Origin of the sequence: Seohaeicola nanhaiensis (assembly GCF_042654245.1) — a bacterium.
Lineage (GTDB): Bacteria > Pseudomonadota > Alphaproteobacteria > Rhodobacterales > Rhodobacteraceae > Seohaeicola_A > Seohaeicola_A nanhaiensis.
The window spans coordinates 746,736-766,924 of the sequence record NZ_JBHSGI010000002.1; the positions used below are offsets into that span (position 1 = coordinate 746,736).

The window sequence follows — 20,189 nt, forward strand, 5'->3', positions numbered from 1 at the left end:
GGCCCTCTCCCCCGGGGGGAGAGGGGATGGCGCGTTGGTCTGGGGGTGGGCGTGAGGGGAGAGGCCCCCTCACCCTGGCCTCTCCCCCGGGGGGAGAGGGGATGGCGCGTTGATCTTGGGGTGGGCGCGGGGGGAGAGGCCCCCTCACCCTGGCCCTCTCCCCCGGGGGGAGAGGGGATGGCGCGTTGGTCTGGGGTGGGCGTGAGGGGAGAGGCCCCCTCACCCTAACCCTCTCCCCCGGGGGGAGAGGGGATGGCGCGTTGATCTTGGGGTGGGCGTGAGGGGAGAGGCCCCCTCACCCTGACCCTCTCCCCCGGGGGGAGAGGGGATGGCGCGTTGGTCTGGGGGTGGGCGTGGGTGGAGAGGGGAAACGCGCTGCGAGGGGGGGTCACCGCTTGGGCGGTGGGGCGTCCAGCTGGGCCAGGACCTCGGCGGCGGCGAGGGCGGGGGCGGTTTCGCCCTGCGCGACGCGGTCGCCGAGGGCGGCCATCAGGGCGCGGGCCTCGGGGGTTTCGAGGCGGGCGAGCAGGGCCTGGCGGACCTCCTGGACGAACCAGCCGCGGGCCTGTTCGGCGCGGCGGCGGGCGAAGTGGCCGTGTTCGCGGCGCCAGTGGGCCAGCGCCTGCATCTCGGCCCAGGCCTTGTCCAGCCCGGTTTCCTCGATCGCCGAGACGGTCATCGCCTTGGGGAAGCCCGGCGGGTCCTGAGGGCGTTTGCGCAGCAGGCGCAGGGCACCGGCGTAATCGGCGCAGGTGCGGGTCGCGGTGTCCTTCAGCGCGCCGTCGGCCTTGTTGACGAGGATGAGGTCGGCCATCTCCATGATGCCGCGCTTGACGCCCTGCAGCTCGTCGCCGCCGGCGGGGGCGAGCAGCAGCAGGAAGAGGTCGGACATCTCGGCTACCACGGTTTCGGACTGGCCGACGCCCACCGTCTCGATCAGCACGACGTCATAGCCGGCGGCCTCGCAGAGCGCCACCGCCTCGCGGGTGCGGCGGGCGACGCCGCCGAGGTGGGTCTGGCTGGGCGAGGGGCGGATGAAGGCATTGGGGTCGCGGGCGAGGTGATCCATCCGGGTCTTGTCGCCCAGGATCGAGCCGCCCGAGCGCGCGCTGGAGGGGTCGACGGCCAGCACGGCGACGCGCAGCCCCTGCCCCGTCAGCATCAGGCCGAAGGCTTCGATGAAGGTCGACTTGCCGACGCCGGGGGTGCCGGAGAGGCCGATGCGCAGCGCCTCGCGGCCGGATCTGGCGAGCAGGCCGATCAGCTCGGCCGCGGCCTCGCGGTGGTCGGCGCGGGCGCTTTCCACCAGCGTGATCGCGCGCGCGAGGGCGCGGCGGTCGCCAGCGAGGATGGTTTCGCTGAGGGCGGTGATGTCCATGCGCGCGTTCTCCGGTCGTGCGGGCTTCATGCCGCGCGCGCCCCCGGTTGTCCAGTCGGGCGCGGATATGGCCCGAAAAGGCGGCATCGGGCGGCTGACCTGCCGTCAACTGCACGGTTTCCGCGCATTTGGCGGTGGATTGACGATTGCAATATGAACCGAATTCCGCCCTAGTGACCAATTAGCAAACGCCACAACCTCGGACCTGCCGTGTCAGACACCACGCCCGTCATCGAGATCCGGAACCTGCACAAGAGCTATGGAGCGCTCGAAGTGCTGAAGGGCGTCGACATCACCGCGCCCGCCGGCCACGTCGTCTCGCTGATCGGATCGTCGGGGTCGGGCAAGTCGACACTGCTGCGCTGCGCCAACCTGCTGGAGGACAGCCAGCAGGGCGAGATCCTGTTCCGGGGCGAGCCGGTGCGGTGGAAGGGCACGGGCCACGGCCGGCGGCCGGCGGACGCCAAGCAGGTGCTGCGGATCCGGACCAACCTGAGCATGGTGTTCCAGCAGTTCAACCTGTGGGCGCATATGACCATCCTGCAGAACGTGATGGAGGCTCCGCTGACCGTGCTGGGCCGTCCGCGCGACGAGGTGGAGAAGGCGGCGCGCGGCTATCTCGACAAGGTGGGGATCGTCGACAAATGCGACGCCTGGCCGGCGCAGCTGTCGGGCGGGCAGCAGCAGCGGGCCGCCATTGCGCGGGCGCTGTGCATGGAGCCGCAGGCGCTGCTGTTCGACGAGCCGACCAGCGCGCTGGACCCGGAGCTGGAACAGGAGGTGGTCAGGGTCATCAAGGATCTGGCCAACGAGGGGCGGACGATGCTGATCGTCACCCATGACATGAAACTGGCCGCAGATGTGTCGGACCACGTGGTCTTTCTGCATCAGGGGCTGATCGAGGAACAGGGCCCGCCGGACGCGGTGTTCGGCGCGCCCAGATCGGAACGGCTGCGCGGATTTCTCTCCGCGACCCACAGCGTATGACAACGACAAGAAAGGGAGTGTATCCAATGAAGAAGCTGATCCTGAGCGCCGCCGCGCTGGCCCTCGCGGGCGGCATGGCCCTTGCCGAAGGCAAGACCGTGCGCATGGGCACCGAGGGCGCCTATCCTCCGTACAACTTCGTCAACGACAAGGGCGAGATCGACGGGTTCGAGCGCGAGATGGGCGACGAGCTGTGCAAGCGCGCCGAGCTGACCTGCGAGTGGGTCAAGAACGACTGGGATTCGATCATTCCGAACCTGGTGAGCGGCAACTATGACACGATCATCGCCGGGATGAGCATCACCGACGAACGCAAGCAGGTGATCTCCTTCACCCAGGATTATTATCCGCCGACCGAATCCGCCTATGTCGCGGCCTCGGACGGGGTGGATCTGAAGGGCGGCATCGTCTCGGCGCAGACGGCGACGATCCAGGCCGGCTTCATCGCCGAGAGCGGCGCGACGCTGGTGGAATTCGCGACCCCGGAAGAGACCATCGCGGCGGTGCGCAATGGCGAGGCCGATGCGGTCTTTGCCGACTACGACTATCTGCTGCCGATCGTCGAAGCGAGCAACGGCGAGCTGGTCTTCGTGGGTGAGCGGGTGCCGCTGGGCGGCGGGGTCGGCATGGGCCTGCGCCAGAGCGACGGCGAACTGCTGGGCAAGTTCGATGCGGCGATCACCTCGATGAAGGAGGATGGGTCGCTGAACGAGCTGCTGAAGAAGTGGTTCGGCGACGGCGTGGCGACCTACTGATGACCTCGGGCCGGGCGATTGCCGCCCGGCCCCTGACCCCGTAGAGGCCGATGTTCTCATACTGCTCCGCTCCGGACACGCTTGGGCAACTGGCCTGGTTCAGCTGCTATCTGACCACGGGCGTCCATCTGTCGTTTTATATCGCCTTCCTGAAGGTGCTGGGGCTGCTGGCGGTCACGGCGCCGGTGGCGCTGGCCTTCGGGTTCGCCGGGGCGATGGCGGCGCGGGCGCGGTTCGCGCCGCTGTCCTGGCTGGGCAAGGCCTATATCGCCGTGGTGCGCGGCGTGCCGGACATCGCCTTTTTCCTGTTCTTCGTGATCGCGCTGGACCAGCTGTTCGAATACATCCGCCACAAGGTGCTCTGCCCGGACTGGGACCAGCCGATCCGGCAGGGCAACGATTTCCTGGTCTGCCCGGTGGCCAAGCTGCCGCTGGGGACGAGCCCGGAATGGGTGCATGAGACCTATGGGTTCTTCCTGGCGGTGGTCACCTTCGCCATCGTCTTCGGGGCCTTCGCGGCCAATGTGCTGTATGGCGGGATGCGGGCGGTGCCCTATGCGCAGCTCGAGACGGCCGAAGCCTATGGCATGTCGCCGCGCCAGACCTTCTGGCGGGTGCTGGTGCCGCAGATGTGGGTCTATGCCCTGCCCGGCCTGTCGAACCTGTGGATGGTGCTGATCAAGGCGACGCCGCTGCTGTTCCTGCTGGGGATCGACGATATCGTCTATTGGGCGCGCTCGCTGGGCGGGACCAAGACGGCGCAGTTCACGGATTATCCGCATCCCGACTGGCGGATGTGGTATTTCCTGTTCCTGCTGGTCTTCTACCTGGGCTTCACCAAGGTGTCGGAGGTCGCGCTGGAGCGGGTCATGCGGCGGCTGACCCACGGGCAGGCCACCACGGGCGGCGAAGCGCAGCGGAAGGCGGCGGCGTGAGGGGCTCATCCGATATGCGCGGCGCGCCTTTGACCGAGGGCGGAGCGCCCTCCCCTTTGGCCTTCGCTAGGGGTGAAGACCTCGGCCGGGTGCCGCACGCGGGTGCCTTGCACCCGCTTTCGCGCAGGCGAGCGTTGGAGGAAGACCTTGACCGGGTGCCGCACGCGGGTGCTTTGCACCCGCTTTCGCGCACGCGGCGTTTGGGTCATGACCTCGACCGGGTGCCGCACGCGGGTGCTGCGCACCCGCTTTCGCGCACGCGGCGCCTCCTTTGGACGCGCCGGGAATGAGTTGTTTCGATACGGTTCAGGCTTACGGGCTGCGGTCGATCGGGATCGGCGAGCGGTTGCTGCCGAAGAGCGATTTCACCCTCTGCGATCAGTTCGTGCTGATCGGGTCGGGGATGATCTGGAACGTCTATTTCGCCAGCCTCGCCCTGCTGGCCGGGTTCTTCCTGGCGACCGGCCTGGCCGTCGCCAAGGGCACGGCGAACCCCTGGCTGCGCAAACCGGCGGAGTGGTTCATCTTTGTCTTCCGTGGCTCGCCGCTGTTCATCCAGTTCTTCTTTGCCTACTTTTTCTTCCTGTCGCTGAAGAGCCAGTATGCCTTCTTCGACCTCTTCACCGCCGCCTGGCTGGGGGCGCTGATCGTGCTGTTCCTGAACACCTCGGCCTATTCCGCCGAGATCTTCTATGGCGCGCTGCGGGCGATCCCCAAGGGCGAGGTGGAGGCGGCGGATGCCTATGGCATGGCGGGCTGGCCGCGGTTCCGGCGGATCGTCTGGCCGACCATGCTGCGCCTGGCCTGGCCGGCCTATACGAATGAGGCGATCTTCCTGTTTCACGCCACGACGCTGGTGTTCTTCTCGGCCTTTCCGGCCTGGCAGCAGCGGGGCGACGCGCTGTATTACGCGAATTACATCGCCAAGCTGACCTATAACCCTTTCCTGCCCTATCCGATCCTTGCGGGTTATTTCATCCTGGTCACGCTGTGCATCGTCGGGCTGTTCGGGCTGATCAACCGCCGCCTGAACCGGCATCTGCCGGCCGAGCGGCGCAGCAAGGTGCGCTATCGCCCGCAGGTGATCCGCTGAGGATGCGACGGCCCTTGATCTGACGCGCCGGGGTGGTAAGCCTTGGGACATTACATTTTAACGGAGACTATTTCCATGACCGTATTTACCGGCTCTTCGGGGCGGGACGTGCTCGATTATCGGACCGGGACACTCACCGGATTTCTCACCGGCACCGTTGCCGACATCCAGGATTCCGAGGACGACATCATCAACGCCGGGGACGGCGACGATCTGGTCTATGGCGGCCGCGGGCAGGACATCATCCACGGCGGCAAGGGCAACGACACGCTGGACGGCGGGCTGAACAACCAGTCGGGGGCGGCGAAGTACAGCTATGTCTATGGCGACGAGGGCGATGACATCATCACCTCGGAATCGCCCTATGCCTATCTCTTCGGCGGGGCCGGGCGGGACATCATCACCGCCCCGAACTTTTCCGGCGAGGTGCAGGGCGGGGCGGGGGCGGACCACCTGATCGGCAAGGGCGGTTACCTGGGCGGCAAGCTGTCGTACCGGGATTCGCCCACGGCGGTGAGCGTCAACCTTGGCACCGGGGCGACCTCGGGCGGCGATGCGCGGGGCGACGTGATCGAGGGATTTCAGGCGCTGGCAGGGTCGGGCTTTGGCGATACGCTGACCGGGAGCGCGCTGGACGACAATCTGAGCGGGCTGGGCGGGACCGACGTCATCCGGGGCCTAGCCGGCAAGGACGGGCTGTTGGGCGGGGATGGCGACGACCGGATGTTCGGCGGCGCGGGCGATGACCGGCTGGTGGGCGGTGCGGGGGCCGACCTGATGAACGGCGGCGCGGGGCATGACACGGTCGATTTCGGCTTTGGCACGGATTCACTCGCGGTGACGATCAACCTGGCCACCAATGTCAACGGCGGTTCGGCGGCGGGCGACCGGTTCGTAAGCATCGAGGAGGTCAGAGGATCGGAATATGCCGATGATATCACCGGCAGCCGAAAGGCCGAGAAACTGGATGGCAGCAGCGGAAACGATGTCATCCGTGGCGGCGCGGGGAACGATTATCTGATCGGCGGCGCCGGGGCGGATACGATCTATGGCGGCAAGGGGCGCGACCACTTCTATACCTACGAGAGCAGCACGCCCGGCGGCGATTACTATCATGGCGGCCAGGGACGGGACGAGATCGATTACAGCGACGCTGTGGTCCTGGATCTGATGACCGGAACCGGGGGCGGCCAGGCGGCGGGCGATACGCTGGTCAGTATCGAGATCATCATCACCGGGCTGGACGATGACATCATCACCGGGAGCAATCGGTCGGAGCGGTTCGACACCAGCCTGGGCAACAATGTGGTGCGGGGCATGGGGGGCAACGATTACTTCGTGGTGTCGTCCTATACCGACACCATAGACGGCGGCGATGGCGTCGATACGTTCTATTGGGACCGCTACATGCTGGGCGATGCAAAGGTCGATCTCCGGACGCAGACCTTCAGCGGATACGACTCCTTCGCGACGCTGAGCATGTCCGGGATCGAGAATTTCGCCTTCGAGGCGGGGGATGCCACCATCATTGGCTCGGGTGTCGGGAACCGGATCACCGGGGCCGAGGGGGACGATGTGTTCCGTGGTATGGGCGGGCGCGACTGGCTGGACGGCAAGGGCGGGCACAATGTGCTGGTCGGCGGCGCGGGGGCGGATCACTTCGTGTTCTCGACCCTGCCCGGAGCCGGCGAGGCGGATCTGGTGCGCGACTTCGAGGCGGCGGACATGATCGCGCTGAAGGCGAAGGCGTTCAAGGCGATCGGGCCGGTGTTGCAGGCCGGCGAGTTCCACGTGGGCGCGCAGGCGCAGGATGCCAACGACCACCTGATCTGGCAGGCGGGCAAGGACCGGCTGTGGTATGACGCCGATGGCGATGGCGCGGGGGCAAAGGTGCTGATCGCCGTGATCCACGGCGCGAATGTCACCTTCGACGATTTCCAGATGATCTGAGCGGGGGCGCCACCCCTTGTCCCGGGGTGGCGCCTGCGTCCTAGCCGTGGAAGGCGGCGACGGTCTTGACAGTGGAGAAGCCGTAGAGCGCCTCGAACCCCTTCTCGCGGCCGTGGCCCGAGAGGCCGGAGCCGCCGAAAGGCAGCTCGACCCCGCCGCCGGCGCCGTAGTTGTTCAGGAAGACCTGACCGGCGCGCAGCTTGCGGGCCATGCGCATCTGGCGCGCGCCGTCGCGCGACCAGACCGAGGCGACGAGGCCGTAGTCGGTGCCGTTGGCGATGGCGACGGCCTCGTCCTCGTCGGCGAAGGGGATCACCACCTGGACGGGGCCGAAGATCTCCTGCTGGGCCAGCACGTGTGCGGCGGTGACGCCCGAGAAGAGGGTCGGCGCGACATAGGCGCCGCCGGCGGGGGCGTTGCCGACGATTTCGCCCTGACCGGCGATTTCGAGGTCGGCGCCCTTGGCGAGGAAGCTCTCGACGATGGATTTCTGCCGGGCCGAGACGACCGGGCCGAGGTCGAGGTCGGCGAGCGCCGGGCCGGCGCGCATCGCCTTGTAGCGCGCGGCCATCGAGTCGAGCAGCTCGTCATGGCGGCTGGTGTGGACCAGGATGCGCGAGGAGGCCGAGCAGGTCTGGCCGGCGTTCTGGATGCCGGCATTGACGAGGAAGGGCAGCGCGGCGGTGAGGTCGGCGTCTTCGAACACCACCTGGGGCGACTTGCCGCCGAGTTCCAGCGTCACCGGTACCACGTTCTGCGCCGCTGCCGTCTGGATCAGCTTGCCGACGCCGACCGAGCCGGTGAAGGAGACATGCTGGACGCCCGGATGGCCGGCGAGCGCCGCGCCCGCCTCGGCGCCGCGGCCCGAGACGACGTTCAGCGCGCCGTCCGGCAGGCCGGCGCGGCGGGCGAGCTCGGCGAAGGCGAGCGCGGTGAGGCAGGCCTCTTCCGCCGGTTTCAGCACGCAGGCGTTGCCCATGGCGAGCGCGGCGCCGACCGACCGGCCGATGATCTGCATCGGGTAGTTCCAGGGGATGATGTGCCCCGTGACCCCATGCGGTTCGCGCAGGGTATAGACGGTGTAGCCGTCGAGATAGGGGATGGTTTGGCCGTGCAGCTTGTCGGGCGCGCCGGCGTAGAATTCCATGTAGCGGGCCAGCGCGACGGCATCGGCGCGGGCCTGTTTCAGCGGCTTGCCGACATCGGTGGCTTCGAGCCAGGCGAGGTCGTCGACGTTTTCGAGCACCAGCTCGCCGATGCGGCGCAGCAGGCGGCCGCGTTCGAAGCCGGGCATCCGGCCCCAGGCGCCGTGGCGGGCCGTCTCTGCGGCGGCGACGGCGCGGTCGATGTCCTCGGAGGTGCCGGCGGCGATCTCGCAGATGACCGTCCCATCGGAGGGATTGTGCAGCGCGATCGTCTGCCCCGAGGCGGCGGGCACCCAGGCGTTGTCGATCAGGCAGCGGTCCGGATGGGGGACCAGGGGATGGAAGGTCATGGGCGGCGTCCTTTCTGCATGCGCGGGCGCAGGCCATGCCGGAAAGGCAGGGACCGGCGCCGGGGCCAAATAAGGGCCTGTCGGGGACGGGCGCAAGGGGCCGCGTCGCCCGCGCGGGGCGGCAGAGCGGCGGAAACGGCGCGAATTTGACCGCAAAGGCGGGGCTGCGGGCCTGCGGCGGGCAATTTGATCAAATTCACGGTGACATGCCCGGTTGGCTTGGTTACACCTGTCGGGCGCGCCCGTGAGAGGCTGCGGAGAGGGATATGGACCTAAGACAATTCGCCACCTTCCGGGTGGCCGCCAGCGACCTGAACGGCCAGATGCGGGGCAAGCGGGTGCCTTCGGCCTATGCCAAGCGGCTGGATCAGGACATCGTGCGGATGCCGCTTTCGGTGCTGAACGTGGATCTCTGGGGCGATGACATCATCGACAGCCCGCTGGTCTTCGACAGCGGCGACGCCGATGGCGTGCTGCGCCCGACGCCGCGCGGGGCGGTGCCGATGCCCTGGCTCGACATCCCCTCGGCGCTGGTGCCGATGGCGATGTATACCGACAGGGGCGCGCCCTTCGTCGGCGACCCGCGCCATGCGTTGCAGGCGGTGATCGACCGCTATAGCGCGCGCGGCTGGACGGTGATCGCGGCGACCGAGATGGAATTCACCCTGATCGACGACCACAACAGCGCGCCGCTGGCGCCGATCAACCCGGTCACCGGGCGGCCGCTGCAATCGAGCGCGATCCTGTCGGTGCGGCAGCTGGATGCCTTTGACGCCTATTTCACCGCGCTGTACCAGGCCTGTCAGGAGATGGACATTCCGGCGGATACGGTGATCTCGGAAAGCGGGATCGGCCAGTTCGAGGTGAACCTGAGCCATCAGGAGGCGATGCTGGCCGCCGATGATGCCTGGCTATTCAAGACGCTGGTGCGGGGGCTGGCGCGTAAGCAGGGGTTTGCGGCGACCTTCATGGCCAAGCCCTATCCCGAGGACAGCGGCAACGGGATGCATCTGCATTTCTCGGTGGTCGACCGCAACGGGCGCAACATCTTCGACAACAACGGGCCCGAGGGCACCGACCTGCTGCGCCATGCGGTGGCGGGCTGCCTGGCGGCGATGCCGGCCAGCACGCTGATCTTCGCGCCGCACGGCAATTCCTATGACCGGCTGGTGCCGGGCGCCCATGCGCCGGTCAGCGCGGTCTGGGCCTATGAGAACCGGACGGCGGCGATCCGCATTCCGGGCGGCGCGGCCACCGCGCGGCGGATAGAGCACCGGGTGGCGGGGGGCGACGTGAACCCCTATCTCGCGCTGGCCGCGATCCTGGGCGCGGCGCTGGTCGGGATCGAGGACGCGATGGAGCCACCGGCGCCGATCACCGGCAATGCCTACGAGATCACCGGCGTGCCGCGGCTGGCCGAGACCTGGGAGGAGGCCGTGCAGCGGTTCGAGAGCGACACGCTGATGCGGCGCATCCTGCCGCCGCAGCTGATCGACCTGCTGGTGATGACCAAGCGGCAGGAAATGCGCCGCTTTGCCGAGGTGCCGCCCGAACAGCACTGGCTGACCTATCTCGAGGCGGTCTGAGGGCGGCGGGCCGCGCCTGCCTCTTGCCGAATGGGCGCGGCTCGGGTACCATGAAATTTGATCATATTAGTGTGACACATGAAGATCGGCATATTGCAGACCGGGCATGCGCCCGACGTGTTGCTGGGCGACTATGGCGACTATGACGCCATGTTCCGGCGGATGCTGGGCGCGGGCGATTTCGAGTTCGAGACCTATGCGGTCGTGGATGGGGTGTTTCCCGACAGCGTCGGCGACTGCGACGGCTGGCTGATCACCGGATCGCGGCACGGGGCCTATGAGGACCATCCCTGGATCCCGCCGCTGGAGGCGCTGATCCGCGAGATTCATCAGAAGGGCATCCCGCTGATCGGGGTCTGTTTCGGCCACCAGATCATCGCCCAGGCGCTGGGCGGCAGGGTCGAGAAGTTCAAGGGCGGCTGGGCGGTGGGCCCGACCGACTATGACATGGGCGGGCAGACCGTCACCCTGAACGCCTGGCATCAGGATCAGGTGGTGAAACGGCCCGAGGGGGCGCGCGTGCTGGCCAGCAACGCCTTTTGCGAGAACGCCATCCTGGCCTATGGCGACACCATCTGGACGGTGCAGCCGCACCCCGAGTTCGGCAACGCCTTCATCGACGGGCTGATCCGCACGCGCGGCAAGGGCGTGGTGCCAGATGCCGAGCTGGAGCGGGCCAGCGCGACGCTGGACCAGCCGGTGGACAATGCGGACTTCGGCCGCCTGATGGCCGATTTTTTCAGGAAAGAGAGGGCCTGATGGCCGACTGGATCGAAAAGCTGCCCGAGGCGGCACGCGAGTTTCTGAACGGCAAGCGGCTGGACGAGGTGGAATGCGTGGTTTCGGATCTGCCCGGGATCGCGCGGGGCAAGGCGGTGCCGGCGTCGAAATTCGCGCGGCAGGAGTATTTCCACCTGCCCGACAGCATCTTCTACCAGACGATCACCGGCGAATGGGCCGATGCGGCGGGGGACGAGGGGTTCATCGAGAAGGACATGATCCTGAAGCCGGACATGAGCACGGCCAGCGCCGCGCCCTGGACCGGGGACACGACGATTCAGGTGATCCACGACGCCTATGACCGCAAGGGCAACCCGGTACCCTGCTCGCCGCGCAACGTGCTGAAGCGGGTGGTGCAGCTGTACAAGGATCAGGGCTGGCAGCCGGTGGTCGCGCCCGAGATGGAATTCTACCTCGTCGCGCGCAACATCGACCCGGCCAAGGGGATCGAGCCGATGATGGGCCGCTCGGGCCGTCCGGCGGCGGCGCGGCAGGCCTATTCGATGACGGCGGTCGACGAATTCGGCCCCGTGATCGACCACATCTACGACTTTGCCGAGGACCAGGGGTTCGAGATCGACGGCATCACCCAGGAGGGCGGCGCGGGGCAGCTGGAGATCAACCTGCGCCACGGCGATCCGGTCAAGCTGGCGGACGAGGTGTTCTACTTCAAGCGGCTGATCCGCGAGGCGGCGCTGCGGCATGACTGTTTCGCCACCTTCATGGCCAAGCCGATCGCCGACGAGCCGGGCAGCGCGATGCACATCCACCACTCGGTGATCGACATCGAGACCGGCAAGAACATCTTCTCCGGCCCGGCCGGGGGTGAGACGGATGCCTTCTTCCACTTCATCGCCGGGCTGCAGAACCACCTGCCGGCGGCGATTGCGGTGCTGGCGCCCTATGTGAACAGCTACCGCCGCTATGTCCCGGACCATGCCGCGCCGATCAACCTGGAATGGGGGCGCGACAACCGCACCACCGGGATCCGGGTGCCGCTGTCGGGCCCGGATTCGCGCCGGATCGAGAACCGGCTGGCCGGAATGGACTGCAACCCCTACCTCGGGATCGCGGCCTCGCTGGCCTGCGGCTATCTCGGGCTGATGGAAGAGAAGCGGCCGGACAAGCAGTTCAAGGGCGATGCCTACGAGGGCGAGGAGGATATTCCGCGCGTGATGGGCGAGGCGCTGGATCTCTTCGAGGAATCGGCCGCGCTGGCGCAGGTGCTGGGCCCCGAGTTCGCCCGCGTCTATGCCATCGTGAAGCGGGCGGAATACAACGAGTTCCTGCAGGTGATCAGCCCCTGGGAACGCGAGCACCTGCTGCTGAACGTCTGACCCCGCGCCCCTGCCCGGCGTCCACGCCCTGTGGCGCGCGGGTTTCGGGGGCTCTGCCCCCGGCGCCCTTCGGGCGCCTCCCCCGAGGGTATTTGGAAACCAGAGAAGAGGGGGCGCTGCGCCCTGGGCTTCTCTGGTTCAAAAATACCTGCGCCGCAGGCAGCCGCGCAGCGGCTTCGCGCCCGGAACGGGCGCGGGGCGTCAGCCCGCGGCGCGGCGCGGGGCCTCGCGGAGCTCTTCGTAATGGTCGTGTTCCGCGCTGTACCAGGCGGTGCCGCGTGTCGCGCCGGCCAGCGCATTGAACAGGTCGGTTTCCGCCGCGACCGGCAGAAGGGCCTCGAAGATGTCCCAGCCCGGAGCGTCCGGGTCGGCCTCGAAGGTCACGACATGGCCCTTGAGCGCGCTGATCAGCGGCACCAGACCGCCGGAATAGACCGTGGGCACGCGGATCGCGATGCGGGCGATGGGTTGCAGCAGCAGGCTGCCGGCCTCGGCCAGCGCCTCGCGCAGGGCCATGCGGCCGGCGGTGCGGAAGGCGAAGTCGGAGCTGTCGACGGCATGAACCTTGCCGTCCTTCAGCAGCACGCCGACATCCACCACGGGATGGCCCAGCGGGCCTTCGGCCAGCGCATCGCGCGCGCCGGCCTCGACCGAGGGGATATAGGTGCGCGGGATCGCGCCGCCCTTGATCTGTTCCTCGAACCGGAACCCCGTGCCGCGCGGCAGCGGCGCGACCTCGATCAGCACGTCGGCGAACTGCCCGGCCCCGCCCGACTGCTTGCGGTGGCGGTGGTGTTTCTCGACCCGGCGGGTGATCGTTTCGCAGAGCGCGGGCGGAATTTCGGCGGTGGCGGTCTCGACCCCGAAGACACCGGTCAGCTTGTCGAGCAGGCGGCGCAGGTGCAGCGGACCCTGCGTGCAGAGAATGGTGTGGCCGCTGGCCTCGTCCTGGCGCAGGGCGAGGCCGGGGTCGATCTCGGCGAGGCGGGTGAGCGCGGTGGCGAGGCGCGTCTCGTCCCGCTCGTGCGCCGGGGTGAGGCGGAAGCGGTGGTTGGCGACGCGCTCCTCCGGCAGCGGCAGCGCGGCCTCGGCGGTGATCAGCGGCGCGGTGAGCGAGAGATGGTCGCTCTTGACCGCGAGACCGATCTCGCCGGGGGCCAGCGCGCCGAGCGGCGAGCGCGCGTCGAGATCGGTGAGGCTGCCGAGCGCGGCGCCGCCGAGCCGGGCACCGGGCGCCAGTGGTGCCAGGGCGCGCAGCAGCACCGTCTTGCCGAGGTGCTTCACCGCGTCGCCCAGGCAGGCGACGGCCATCACGCCTTCGGGCAGCCGCTCGGTGAGCTGCGCCACATCGGGCACCTCGTGGCGCAGCGATTTCATCAGACGCAGCACGCCCTTGCCCTGGGCCGCCGCGCCCAGCAGGGCGGGGATCAGGTCGTGGTGCTGCAGCGCCCTGGTGGCCACGCGGTAGATATCCGCGGTCATCGGGGTCTGATCCTCGATCAGCTGTTCCATCAGGGCGTCGTCGAAATCGGCGAGATGTTCGAGCACATCCATACGCGCCTCGGCCTCGCGGTCGCGGATCCCGGCGGGCATCTCGACCAGCGAGGAGCGGGCGTGATCGTGGTATTCCCAGGCGCGTTCCGAGATCAGGTCGACCGCGCCGACCACGCGGTCGCCCTCGCGCATCGGGATCTGGCGCAGCACGATGCCATGCGGGCTGTAGACCTGCAGCGCGGCAACGATGTCGCGGACGCGGTCGGTGGCGGCGTCGATGCGGTTGATGAAGAGGAAGGTGGAGATTCCCGACGCTTCCAGCAGGCGCAGGTATGGCGCGGCGAGCACCGCGGCGTCACTCTCGGCCGGGACCACCAGCACCGCCGCATCCGCCGCCGCCAGCGCCGGGCCGAGCTGGGCGAAGCTGTCGGGGCCGCCGGGGCAGTCGAGCGCGGCCCAGGCTTCGCCCATGAAGTCGAAACGGGTCACCGAGGTGTCGCCGAACAGCGCGAGGCGGTGCGGGGGCTGTTCCTCGAGCGCGGCAAGCGCCTCGATGACCGTTGTCTTGCCCGCCTGCGACGGGCCTACCACAGCTATGACCTTCATGAGTGTCCTCCCCTCTCCGGCGTCCCTGGGGACGCGCGACCGACGGGGGTCTGCCCCCGGAGTCTCGCGGGACGCAGGGACAGGATAGCGAATGCGGGCCGATTTGGCACCGGTTGATTGCGTGGGCGGTCTCAGCCCCGGCGGGCCAGCAGCTCGACAAGGCGCGCGCGGGCGGCTGGAAGAGCGCGGTCGCCGAGGCCGGCGGCGACGTGGTGGTCGAGGAAATAGCCGGTTGTGCCGAGCGCGAGGGCGACTTCGGCGTCCGGCGCCTCGCCCTCGCCCCTGAGGCAAGGCGGCAGCGGCAGCAGGCGCGCGGCCCAGTCGCCGGCGCCCTCGGCCGAGACGGCGCGGCCGGTGCGGGGCGAGACATAGATCAGGCCCTCGGTCGCGCCGGTGACGGCGCAGGCGGTCAGATCAAGGCCGAAGCCGACCTCTTCCAGCAGGGCCTTTTCCCAGTTGAGATAGGCCAGCGGCCAGATCTCGTCCTGGCCGAGCAGGTCGAGCAGGCGCTCGCTGTGGCCATAGAGCCGGGGATGCGCTTCGCGTTCGGGCAGGCTGACGGACAAGAGCGCGCAGACCGCGTTCAGCCCGGCGAGCGCGAGGCGGCCCGACATGGCGGCGGCGGCGCGGCTGCGCATCGGTTCGACCTGGAAGGTGCCGAGATGGTCTTCGAGCCGGGCGCGCCATTCGAGATCGAGCTGGGCGCCGGGCTGCAGGATCGGCGCGATCCTGCGGCTGACGCCGCCGCGCACGATGCCGGCGTGGCGGCCGTGCGATTCGGTAAAGACCTCGATGATCGCCGAGGTCTCGCCATGCTGGCGCGCGCTAAGAAGGATGCCGTGGTCGCGCCACTTCATGGGGATGCCTTGCCCTGACCGGCGGGCATTGGACACCAGATGCGGGACGAAGGAAAGGGGGCGCGGCGCTGGCGGTTTGCGCACAGCCGCCACGCAAAAACGCAAAACCTTTTCCGGGGGCGCAATCGCACTAGACTGAAGCCTGTTGCATATTTCAGGAGGGGAAGAGATGACCGACACGACCAGACTGTCCCGCCGTTCGCTGCTGGCCGGTGCCGCCGTCCTGCCGCTGGCCGGGGCGCTGCCCGGGCTGGCGCGCGCCGCCGCGCCGATGCTGGGGGCCGCGCGGCCGCCGTTCAACCGGATCGCGCTGGGGGAGTTCGAGGTGACGACGATCCTGGCCGGATCGCGCGCGGTGCCCGACCCGCATCAGATCTTCGGTCTGAACGCCAGCGACGAGGCCTTTGCCGAGGCCTCGGCCCAGGCCAACCTGCCGACCGATCAGGCGCAGTTCTTCTTCACCCCGACGGTGGTCAATACCGGGAGCGAGCTGGTGCTCTTCGACACCGGCCTGTCGGGCGCGGGCACCACGGCGGCGCTGGCCGAGGCGGGCTACAGCCCCGACCAGGTGGATGTGGTGGTGCTGACCCACATGCACGGCGACCATATCGGCGGGCTGATGACGGATGGCGCGCCGACCTATCCCAACGCGCGCTATGTCACCGGGGCGGCCGAGTTCGATCACTGGGACATGTCGGGCAACGAGACCTTCGAGGCGCAGATGCGCCCGCTGGCCGAGAAGACCACCTTCCTCGACGACGGCGGCAGCGTCGCCTCGGGGATCACCGCGATGGCGGCCTTCGGGCATACGCCGGGGCACATGACCTATCTTCTGGACAGCGGCGGACGGCAGCTGCTGATCGGAGCGGATTTCACCAACCATTACGTCTGGTCTCTGGCCCATCCCGAGTGGCAGGTGAAGTTCGACAACGACAAGGAAATGGCGGTCGAGACGCGAAAGCGGATCCTTGCCATGCTGGCGGCCGAGAAGATGGCGATGATCGGCTATCACATGCCCTTCCCCGGCCTCGGCTATGTCGAGACGGCGGGCGATGGCTATCGCTATGTGCCGCACAGCTATCAGTTCGCGCTGTAGCGGCTGAGGGGGTTGGGGGCTCTGCCCCCGCCGCGCCGTTGGCGCGGCTCCCCCGAGATATTTGAAAACCAGAGAAGAGGGGGCGCGCGGCGCCTCTGGCTTCTCTGGTTCGACAAATACCTCCGCCGGAGGCAGCCGCCGCAAGGCGGCTTCGCGCCCGGAACGGGCGCGGGCGGCTCAGGCCGCCACGGCCCTGGTGTCGAAGGCCTCGGTGCGCTGGACCGAGGGGCGGTCCTGCACGCGGGCGACCCAATCGCGGATCGCGGGCACATCGGGCATCGCCTGCGGGAACCAGACGAAGGGCGAAGCGAGCAGGATGTCGGCGGCACTGTAGGTCTCGCCGAGCAGGTAGGGGCCGTGCTCCAGCGCCTCGGTCAGGCGCGCCGTCACCGCGGCCATGTCGCGGAAGGTGGCCTGGGTCATCGGGTTGGAGATGCCCGAGGCCTGCAGCACCAGCGCCGGCTCCAGCACGTTGCCGTAATAGGCCATCCAGCCGAGATAGGCGCCGCGCTGTGCATCGCCGGGCATCGGGCCGAGACCGGCTTCGGGGAAGAGTTCGGTCAGGTAGACCATGATGGCGTTGGTTTCGCGGATGCCCACGCCGTCATGCACGAGGTAGGGCACCTTGCCCTCGGCATGGGGGTTCTTCGGGTCGCGCCCGCCGCCGGAGCCGTCCTGGCGGGGGATGGTGACGATCTCGACCGTGACGCGGTCGAGCGCGCCGAGTTCGTCGATCAGGCGGACCACCCGGGTCGAGCGGGAGCGAGGCGAATGATAGAGGGTGAGCATGGCAATTCCTTTCCTTGTGGCCGATGCGGCATGGGGCGGGTATAGAGGGGGCATCCTGCCATTTTGCGTCAGTAGCCCATGAGCCGGTCCGCCCGTCTGTTGCGCCTCTTGCAGGCGCTGCGCAGCCTGCCCGCCCCCGTCACCGCCGCGCGGCTGGCGGAGGAGACCGCCGTGTCGCCGCGCACGCTCTACCGCGACATCGACGCGCTGCGCGGCGCGGGGGCGGTGATCGACGGGGCGCCGGGCTATGGCTATACGCTGACCGAGGATCCGGCGCTGCCGCCGCAGAGCTTCGACCGGCTGGAGATCGAGGCGCTGGTGCTGGGGCTGAGCGAGGTGGCCTCTCGCGGCGACAGCGCGCTGGTGGCCGCGGCCGAGGCCGCCCTGGCCAAGATCATCGCCACCCTGCCCGAGCGCCAGCAGCGGCAGGCGATTCACGCCGTGGTCATGGTGCATCGCTATACACGGCCGCCGATGACCGCGGTCGACCTGAGCGAATTGCGCCGGGCGAGCTGGGAGGAGCGGGCGCTGGACATCACCTATACCGACGGCACCGGAGCGCGGACCGAGCGGCGGATCTGGCCGTTGAGCATCGTCTATACGGAACGCTCGATCGTGGTGCTGGCCTGGTGCTGCCTGCGGCAGGATTTCCGCCAGTTCCTGGTCGACAAGATCGGCCACGTGGCGGCGACGGAGGAGAGTTTCCGCCCCCGCCGGGTGGGGTTGCTGCGCGAGTATATCGCGCGGATGCAGGCCGAGCGGCGCGCGCAGCCAGCCGCGGGCGAAGGCACGGCCTGAGAAGGCGACGAGTTCTTCGGTCCTGTGGGTGTAGAGGAGGATGCGCCCCGGGGTCATGGCCGGCTCCGCTGTCGCTCGCCTTCGCATCCTGCCGCAGACCGGGGGCGCGGCCAAGGGGGGGGCCGGAAACGCTTTGCATCCCTGCGCGGGGCGGGCCATATCTGGGGGATGAACCTGCTTTATTCCAATGACCGGCGCGGCGCTTATCCCGAGAGCTGGTATGCCACCACCGCCACGCCGCTGGAGCGGTTCGACATGCTGCGGGGCGAGACGCGCGCCGATGTCTGCATCGTCGGGGCCGGCTATACCGGCCTGTCGGCGGCGCTGCATCTGGCAGAGGCGGGGATGGACGTGGTGCTGCTGGAGGCGCATCGGGTCGGCTTTGGCGCCTCGGGGCGCAATGGCGGGCAGCTGGGCAGCGGCCAGCGGATGGATCAGGAGGCGCTGGAGCCGCTGGTCGGCGCCGAGGACGCGCGCAGGCTGTGGGTGCTGGCCGAAGAGGCCAAGGCGCTGGTGCGTGATCTGATCGCGCGGCACGGGATCGACTGCGATCTGAAGCCGGGCGTGGCGACGGCGGCGCTGAGTGCCGGAGAGATGCGCGGCCTGCACGCCCACGCCGAGCATCTGCGCGCGCGCTACGGCTATGCGCAGATCGAGACGCTGGACGCCGAGGCGATGCGGGCGGTCTGCCCCTCGCCCGCCTATCACGGCGGGCTGCTCGACATGGGGGCGGGACATCTGCATCCGCTGAACTATGCGCTCGGGCTGGCGCGGGCGGCGGCGGCGGCGGGAGTGCGGATCTGCGAGGGCAGCCATGTGCACCACATCGCCGAGGGGCAGCCGGTGGTGGTGCAGACCGATCAGGGCCGGGTCACGGCCGATCATGTGATCCTGGCTTGCAACGGCTATCTGGGCGGGCTGAACCGGAAGGTGGCGGCCCGGGTGATGCCGATCAACAACTTCATCGCGGCGACCGAGCCGCTGGGGGAGGACGCGGCGCAGGTGCTGGCGCGGGACGTGGCGGTGGCGGATACCAAGTTCGTGGTGAACTACTTCCGCTTGTCTGCGGACAAGCGGCTGCTGTTCGGGGGCGGCGAGAGTTATGGCTATCGCTTTCCGGCGGATATCGCGGCGAAGGTGCGCAAGCCGATGACCGAGATCTTTCCGCATCTGCGGGATGTGAAGATCGATTATGCCTGGGGCGGGACGCTGGCGATCACGATGAAGCGGATGCCGTATCTGGCGCGGCTGGGGGCCAATCTGCTGACGGCCTCGGGCTATTCCGGGCATGGAGTGGGCACGGCCACCCATGCCGGGCAGCTGATGGCGCTGGCGATCCGGGGGCAGGCCGAGGGGTTCGACACCATGGCGCGGGTCCCTGCCCCGGCCTTTCCGGGCGGCGCGGCGCTGCGCAATCCGCTGCTGGTGCTGGCGATGACCTGGTTTTCGCTGCGCGACCGGCTGGGCGTGTGATCAGCCGCCCAGCGCGGCGCGGGTTTCGGCATCGGCCGGAAAGAAGGTTTCAAGCGTCAGTTCCGACAGCGTGATTTCGGCCGCGGTGCCGAAGACGGTGGTGGTGGAGAGGAACGACAGCACCTGCCCGCCCAGCCGCAGGCGCAGCGGCAGGGCGATGGCGCCGGCCTTTGCCGCGGGCCGCGTCAGGCCGGGCATCGCGCGGCAGTCGGCCAGCAGGGCGGCGAGCGCCGGGTCCTGGCTGTGGCGGTAGTCGCGGTGCAGCCGGTCGAGGATGTGGCCGCGCCATTCGGGCAGGTTGACGATATGCGGGGCCAGCCCCTGGGGGTGCAGGCTGAGCCGGATGACGTTGACCGGGTCCGTGCGCAGGTCGGGCGCGCAGAGGTCGAGCAGCGGGGTCACGGCGGCATTGGCGGCGACCAGGGTCCAGCGGCGGTCGACCGCGAGGGCCGGATAGGGCGCGTGGGCGTCGAGCAGGGTCTGCACCGTCGCCAGCGCCGGAGCCATGTCGGGATGATCGAGCGGGCGTTCGGGGTAGACCGGGGCGAAACCGGCGGCGAGCAGGATGTCGTTGCGGGCGCGCAGCGGGATGTCGAGAAATTCGGCCAGGCGGATCACCATGTCGCGCGAGGGGGCGGCGCGGCCGCCTTCGACGAAGCTGAGGTGTTTCTGGGAAATTTCGGCCTCGGCGCTGAGGGCGAGCTGGCTGAGGTTGCGGCGGCGGCGCCAGGCGCGCAGCAGGTCGCCGACCGAGGGGGAGGTGTGAACAAGGCTCATGCG

General features: G+C 68.8%; 17 protein-coding genes. 11 read left to right on the forward strand and 6 right to left on the reverse strand.

Annotation, left to right across the window (positions count from 1 at the left end):
• Window positions 1–388: 388 nt before the first annotated feature.
• The gene (gene meaB, locus ACFO5X_RS03810; RefSeq protein ID WP_380715902.1) at window positions 389–1,378 is read right to left on the reverse strand and encodes a methylmalonyl Co-A mutase-associated GTPase MeaB; all 990 of its coding nucleotides are present in this window, start codon (window positions 1,376–1,378) and stop codon (window positions 389–391) included.
• 210 nt (window positions 1,379–1,588) lie between these two features.
• On the opposite strand from meaB, the gene ACFO5X_RS03815 reads away from it, so the two are divergent.
• The 5 genes from ACFO5X_RS03815 to ACFO5X_RS03835 all read left to right on the forward strand — a co-directional run bounded on the left by ACFO5X_RS03815 (window position 1,589) and on the right by ACFO5X_RS03835 (window position 7,098).
• The gene (locus ACFO5X_RS03815; RefSeq protein WP_380715903.1) at window positions 1,589–2,365 is read left to right on the forward strand and encodes an ABC transporter ATP-binding protein; all 777 of its coding nucleotides are present in this window, start codon (window positions 1,589–1,591) and stop codon (window positions 2,363–2,365) included.
• Window positions 2,366–2,391: 26 nt separating this feature from the next.
• Entirely contained in the window at window positions 2,392–3,120 is a 729-nt protein-coding gene (locus ACFO5X_RS03820) for a transporter substrate-binding domain-containing protein (protein ID WP_380715904.1), read from the forward strand.
• Window positions 3,121–3,170: 50 nt separating this feature from the next.
• On the forward strand, window positions 3,171–4,055 hold the full coding sequence (locus ACFO5X_RS03825) for an ABC transporter permease (RefSeq protein ID WP_380715905.1): 885 nt from the start codon (window positions 3,171–3,173) through the stop codon (window positions 4,053–4,055).
• Window positions 4,056–4,341: 286 nt separating this feature from the next.
• Entirely contained in the window at window positions 4,342–5,148 is an 807-nt protein-coding gene (locus ACFO5X_RS03830; RefSeq protein WP_380715906.1) for an ABC transporter permease, read from the forward strand.
• A gap of 75 nt (window positions 5,149–5,223) precedes the next feature.
• Entirely contained in the window at window positions 5,224–7,098 is a 1,875-nt protein-coding gene (locus ACFO5X_RS03835) for a calcium-binding protein (RefSeq protein WP_380715907.1), read from the forward strand.
• Between the two features lie 40 nt (window positions 7,099–7,138).
• On the opposite strand, the gene ACFO5X_RS03840 is transcribed toward ACFO5X_RS03835, so the two are convergent.
• Window positions 7,139–8,593, reverse strand: a complete 1,455-nt coding sequence (locus ACFO5X_RS03840; protein WP_380715908.1) for an aldehyde dehydrogenase family protein — start codon at window positions 8,591–8,593, stop codon at window positions 7,139–7,141.
• 266 nt (window positions 8,594–8,859) lie between these two features.
• Between ACFO5X_RS03840 and ACFO5X_RS03845 the strand changes: the two genes are divergently transcribed.
• The 3 genes from ACFO5X_RS03845 (at window position 8,860) to ACFO5X_RS03855 (ending at window position 12,296) form a co-directional block, all read left to right on the forward strand.
• Window positions 8,860–10,179: a glutamine synthetase family protein gene (locus tag ACFO5X_RS03845; RefSeq protein WP_380715909.1), complete on the forward strand. Its 1,320-nt coding sequence runs from the start codon at window positions 8,860–8,862 to the stop codon at window positions 10,177–10,179.
• 78 nt (window positions 10,180–10,257) lie between these two features.
• Window positions 10,258–10,938, forward strand: coding sequence for a type 1 glutamine amidotransferase (locus ACFO5X_RS03850; protein WP_380715910.1), 681 nt, complete (start codon window positions 10,258–10,260; stop codon window positions 10,936–10,938).
• Entirely contained in the window at window positions 10,938–12,296 is a 1,359-nt protein-coding gene (locus tag ACFO5X_RS03855) for a glutamine synthetase family protein (protein WP_380715911.1), read from the forward strand. Before ACFO5X_RS03850 ends, ACFO5X_RS03855 begins: the two co-directional genes overlap by 1 nt.
• A 201-nt stretch (window positions 12,297–12,497) precedes the next feature.
• Here ACFO5X_RS03855 and ACFO5X_RS03860 read toward each other — a convergent pair whose 3' ends face one another.
• Together ACFO5X_RS03860 and recO are read right to left on the reverse strand one after the other, a co-directional pair.
• A complete protein-coding gene (locus ACFO5X_RS03860; RefSeq protein WP_380715912.1) occupies window positions 12,498–14,396 on the reverse strand; it encodes an elongation factor G in 1,899 nt (632 codons plus the stop codon).
• Window positions 14,397–14,527: 131 nt separating this feature from the next.
• A complete protein-coding gene (gene recO / locus ACFO5X_RS03865; protein ID WP_380715913.1) occupies window positions 14,528–15,253 on the reverse strand; it encodes a DNA repair protein RecO in 726 nt (241 codons plus the stop codon).
• A gap of 169 nt (window positions 15,254–15,422) precedes the next feature.
• Here recO and ACFO5X_RS03870 point away from each other — a divergent pair, with 169 nt between their 5' ends.
• Entirely contained in the window at window positions 15,423–16,349 is a 927-nt protein-coding gene (locus ACFO5X_RS03870; protein WP_380715914.1) for an MBL fold metallo-hydrolase, read from the forward strand.
• A 177-nt stretch (window positions 16,350–16,526) separates the two neighbouring features.
• Here the strand turns inward: ACFO5X_RS03870 and ACFO5X_RS03875 are convergent, their stop codons facing one another.
• On the reverse strand, window positions 16,527–17,138 hold the full coding sequence (locus ACFO5X_RS03875) for a glutathione S-transferase family protein (protein ID WP_380715915.1): 612 nt from the start codon (window positions 17,136–17,138) through the stop codon (window positions 16,527–16,529).
• A gap of 78 nt (window positions 17,139–17,216) precedes the next feature.
• Here ACFO5X_RS03875 and ACFO5X_RS03880 point away from each other — a divergent pair, with 78 nt between their 5' ends.
• Entirely contained in the window at window positions 17,217–17,936 is a 720-nt protein-coding gene (locus ACFO5X_RS03880; RefSeq protein WP_380715916.1) for a helix-turn-helix transcriptional regulator, read from the forward strand.
• Window positions 17,937–18,104: 168 nt separating this feature from the next.
• On the forward strand, window positions 18,105–19,409 hold the full coding sequence (locus tag ACFO5X_RS03885) for an NAD(P)/FAD-dependent oxidoreductase (protein ID WP_380715917.1): 1,305 nt from the start codon (window positions 18,105–18,107) through the stop codon (window positions 19,407–19,409).
• Here the strand turns inward: ACFO5X_RS03885 and ACFO5X_RS03890 are convergent, their stop codons facing one another.
• Complete coding sequence (locus tag ACFO5X_RS03890) at window positions 19,410–20,186, reverse strand: helix-turn-helix domain-containing protein (protein ID WP_380715918.1); 777 nt, start codon at window positions 20,184–20,186, stop codon at window positions 19,410–19,412.
• Window positions 20,187–20,189 lie beyond the last annotated feature (3 nt).

What these genes read in the sequence shown, in the direction of transcription:
- meaB (WP_380715902.1), bottom strand. Translation starts at nt 1,378, where the DNA reads ATGGACATCACCGCCCTCAGCGAAACCATCCTCGCTGGCGACCGCCGC.
- ACFO5X_RS03820 (WP_380715904.1), top strand. Translation starts at nt 2,392, where the DNA reads ATGAAGAAGCTGATCCTGAGCGCCGCCGCGCTGGCCCTCGCGGGCGGC.
- ACFO5X_RS03825 (WP_380715905.1), top strand. Translation starts at nt 3,171, where the DNA reads ATGTTCTCATACTGCTCCGCTCCGGACACGCTTGGGCAACTGGCCTGG.
- ACFO5X_RS03830 (WP_380715906.1), top strand. Translation starts at nt 4,342, where the DNA reads ATGAGTTGTTTCGATACGGTTCAGGCTTACGGGCTGCGGTCGATCGGG.
- ACFO5X_RS03835 (WP_380715907.1), top strand. Translation starts at nt 5,224, where the DNA reads ATGACCGTATTTACCGGCTCTTCGGGGCGGGACGTGCTCGATTATCGG.
- ACFO5X_RS03840 (WP_380715908.1), bottom strand. Translation starts at nt 8,593, where the DNA reads ATGACCTTCCATCCCCTGGTCCCCCATCCGGACCGCTGCCTGATCGAC.
- ACFO5X_RS03845 (WP_380715909.1), top strand. Translation starts at nt 8,860, where the DNA reads ATGGACCTAAGACAATTCGCCACCTTCCGGGTGGCCGCCAGCGACCTG.
- ACFO5X_RS03850 (WP_380715910.1), top strand. Translation starts at nt 10,258, where the DNA reads ATGAAGATCGGCATATTGCAGACCGGGCATGCGCCCGACGTGTTGCTG.
- ACFO5X_RS03855 (WP_380715911.1), top strand. Translation starts at nt 10,938, where the DNA reads ATGGCCGACTGGATCGAAAAGCTGCCCGAGGCGGCACGCGAGTTTCTG.
- ACFO5X_RS03860 (WP_380715912.1), bottom strand. Translation starts at nt 14,396, where the DNA reads ATGAAGGTCATAGCTGTGGTAGGCCCGTCGCAGGCGGGCAAGACAACG.
- recO (WP_380715913.1), bottom strand. Translation starts at nt 15,253, where the DNA reads ATGAAGTGGCGCGACCACGGCATCCTTCTTAGCGCGCGCCAGCATGGC.
- ACFO5X_RS03870 (WP_380715914.1), top strand. Translation starts at nt 15,423, where the DNA reads ATGACCGACACGACCAGACTGTCCCGCCGTTCGCTGCTGGCCGGTGCC.
- ACFO5X_RS03875 (WP_380715915.1), bottom strand. Translation starts at nt 17,138, where the DNA reads ATGCTCACCCTCTATCATTCGCCTCGCTCCCGCTCGACCCGGGTGGTC.
- ACFO5X_RS03880 (WP_380715916.1), top strand. Translation starts at nt 17,217, where the DNA reads ATGAGCCGGTCCGCCCGTCTGTTGCGCCTCTTGCAGGCGCTGCGCAGC.
- ACFO5X_RS03885 (WP_380715917.1), top strand. Translation starts at nt 18,105, where the DNA reads ATGAACCTGCTTTATTCCAATGACCGGCGCGGCGCTTATCCCGAGAGC.
- ACFO5X_RS03890 (WP_380715918.1), bottom strand. Translation starts at nt 20,186, where the DNA reads ATGAGCCTTGTTCACACCTCCCCCTCGGTCGGCGACCTGCTGCGCGCC.